At 63.9% G+C, this 2,402-nt stretch carries 2 protein-coding genes; both read left to right on the top strand.

Translation table 11 applies throughout. The features are described 5' to 3' along the window. The first annotated feature begins 98 nt into the window (after positions 1 to 98). A complete protein-coding gene (istA, locus tag BJF87_RS22680) occupies positions 99 to 1,610 on the top strand; it encodes an IS21 family transposase (RefSeq protein ID WP_075863973.1) in 1,512 nt (503 codons plus the stop codon). After that, entirely contained in the window at positions 1,607 to 2,392 is a 786-nt protein-coding gene (istB, locus tag BJF87_RS22675; RefSeq protein ID WP_006361228.1) for an IS21-like element helper ATPase IstB, read from the top strand. The genes istA and istB overlap by 4 nt, the downstream gene beginning before the upstream one ends. The last annotated feature ends 10 nt before the right edge of the window (positions 2,393 to 2,402 follow it).

Raw genomic sequence — 2,402 nt, 5'->3', positions numbered from 1 at the left:
AGTCCCCACCCTGTGTTCGTCGTGTCGACCCGGAACTGAGGGCCCAGGCGATGACGGTGAAGGTGCCAACCGATCACCATCACCGCCTGGGAGTTCCATTGAAGTCTGCGAAGGACCGTATGGACATCATTTCTGCTTACCGAGAACTCGGAAGCTATCGCGCCGCAGCCGAGGTGTGCGGCACCACCCACAAGACCGTCAAACGTGTGGTCGACCGGTTCGAGGCCGACGATCAACCACCCGATCGCAAGGAACGGGCCCGCAACTACGACACCGTCGCCGAGCTGGTCGCCGAGCGAGTCGAGCGGTCACACGGCCGGATCACCGCCAAACGTCTGCTACCAGTAGCGCGAGCGGCGGGCTATGCAGGCTCGGCCCGCAACTTCCGTCGTCTCGTCGCCCAGGAGAAAACACAGTGGCGCCGTGATCACCATCGTGGGCGTCGCCCGGCAGTGTGGGCTCCGGGTGACTACCTGGTCATCGATTGGGCCGTGATCGGCGGCCTGCACATGTTCTGCGCGGTGTTGGCGTTCTCACGCTGGCGGTTCGTTCGGTTCGCCACCAATGAAACATCCACCACCACACTCGGATTCATCGCTGAAGCCTTTGAGGAGATCGGTGGAGTACCCAACAAGGTACTCGCTGATCGGATGGGCTGCCTCAAAGGTGGAGTCGTGGCCAACGTCGTCGTACCCACCCCCTCGTATGTGCGGTTTGCCACCCACTACGGGTTCGCCCCGGATTTCTGTCACGGCGCCGATCCGGAATCGAAAGGGATCGTGGAGAACCTCTGCGGGTACGCGCAGTCAGATCTGGCGCAACCGTTGTGGACCGAAGCCAAGATCGCCGCTGGTCGTGACGACGTGCAGCTGGATGTGCACGCAGCGAACCGGGCCGCGCGGGACTGGTGTGTCGAGGTCAACACCCGCCGCCACAGCGACACACTGTGCGTGCCTGCTGAGCAACTCGATGTGGAACGAGAAGTGCTGTCGACGTTGCCATCTCTGCGGGCCCAAGTCGGCCCACCGCCGGTCACCCGAAAGGTCGATCGCCTCTCATGTATCCGGTACGCCTCGGCCCGCTACTCGGTACCCAACCGGCTCATCGGCACCACCGTGACCCTCATCCAGGACGGTGAACGGCTCCTGATCGCCGAACCCGCCTCAGGCGAGGTGATCGCCGAACATCTGCTGGCCGCACCCGGAGAGGTCGTCCTCAACGATGACCACTACGGCGGGCCACGCACACCGCCCAGTCGTGCACCACGACCCAAAACCGCAGCAGAGAAGCAGTTCTGCGCTCTCGGTGAGGTTGCTGAGCAGTTCCTGGTCGGTGCCGCCGCGATCGGTAACACCCGCCTAAGCGGTGAACTCGACGACATCCTCGGGCTCGTCACCTCCCACGGCCACGAACAGGTGCTCACCGCCCTGACCAGGGCGGTGGCATTCCGACGGTTCAAGGCCGCCGATGTGCGTTCGATCCTCGATGCCGGAGCCGGCACCCCCAACCCGCGACCGGCCGGCACAGCACTGCTCGGGCACCTGCCTACCGCGCCCACCCGCTCGCTGGATGCCTACAAGCTCGGCGCCGGCGACAAGGAGGTGTCATGACCACCACAACATCGACATCAGTTGCACCAACAGTGCCGCCACTACCGGCCGACCTCGACCAAGCGCTACGCCGATTGAAGCTCGCCTCGATCCGCCGCACCGCACCCGAGGTACTGCTCACCGCGAAAACCCAGCGATGGACACCCGAAGAAGTGCTGCGGACCCTGGTCGAAGCCGAGATCGCCGCTCGTGATGCCTCCAACATCCGCAACCGACTCAAAGCTGCCGGGTTCCCGGTCACCAAAACCCTGGAATCGTTCGACGTGGCCGCATCCTCCATCCCGGCCAACACCTTCGAATACCTATCCTCACTGGAATGGGTTCGAGCCCAACACAATCTGGCCTTGATCGGCCCAGCCGGGACTGGCAAGAGTCACACCCTGATCGGGCTGGGGATCGCCGCAGTACACGCCGGACACAAAGTGCGGTACTTCACCGCCGCCGACCTCGTGGAGACCCTGTATCGCGGACTGGCCGACAACACCGTCGGCAAAACCATCGACACCCTGCTACGCCAAGATCTGCTCATCCTCGACGAGATCGGATTCGCACCACTCGACGACACCGGCACCCAACTACTGTTCCGGCTCGTCGCCGGCGCCTACGAACGCCGCTCTCTCGCGATCGCCAGCCACTGGCCCTTCGAACAATGGGGACGATTCCTGCCCGAACACACCACCGCCGCCAGCATCCTCGACCGGCTCCTACACCACGCCACCATCGTCATCACCGACGGCGACTCCTACCGCATGACACACCGAACGGAGGTACCACCCACCTAGAACATCCCGC

Source organism: Gordonia sp. CNJ-863 (assembly GCF_001942325.1).
Lineage (GTDB): Bacteria > Actinomycetota > Actinomycetes > Mycobacteriales > Mycobacteriaceae > Gordonia > Gordonia alkanivorans.
The sequence above is the reverse complement of the archived record's forward strand: the minus strand, read 5'-3'. Positions and strand labels throughout refer to the sequence as shown.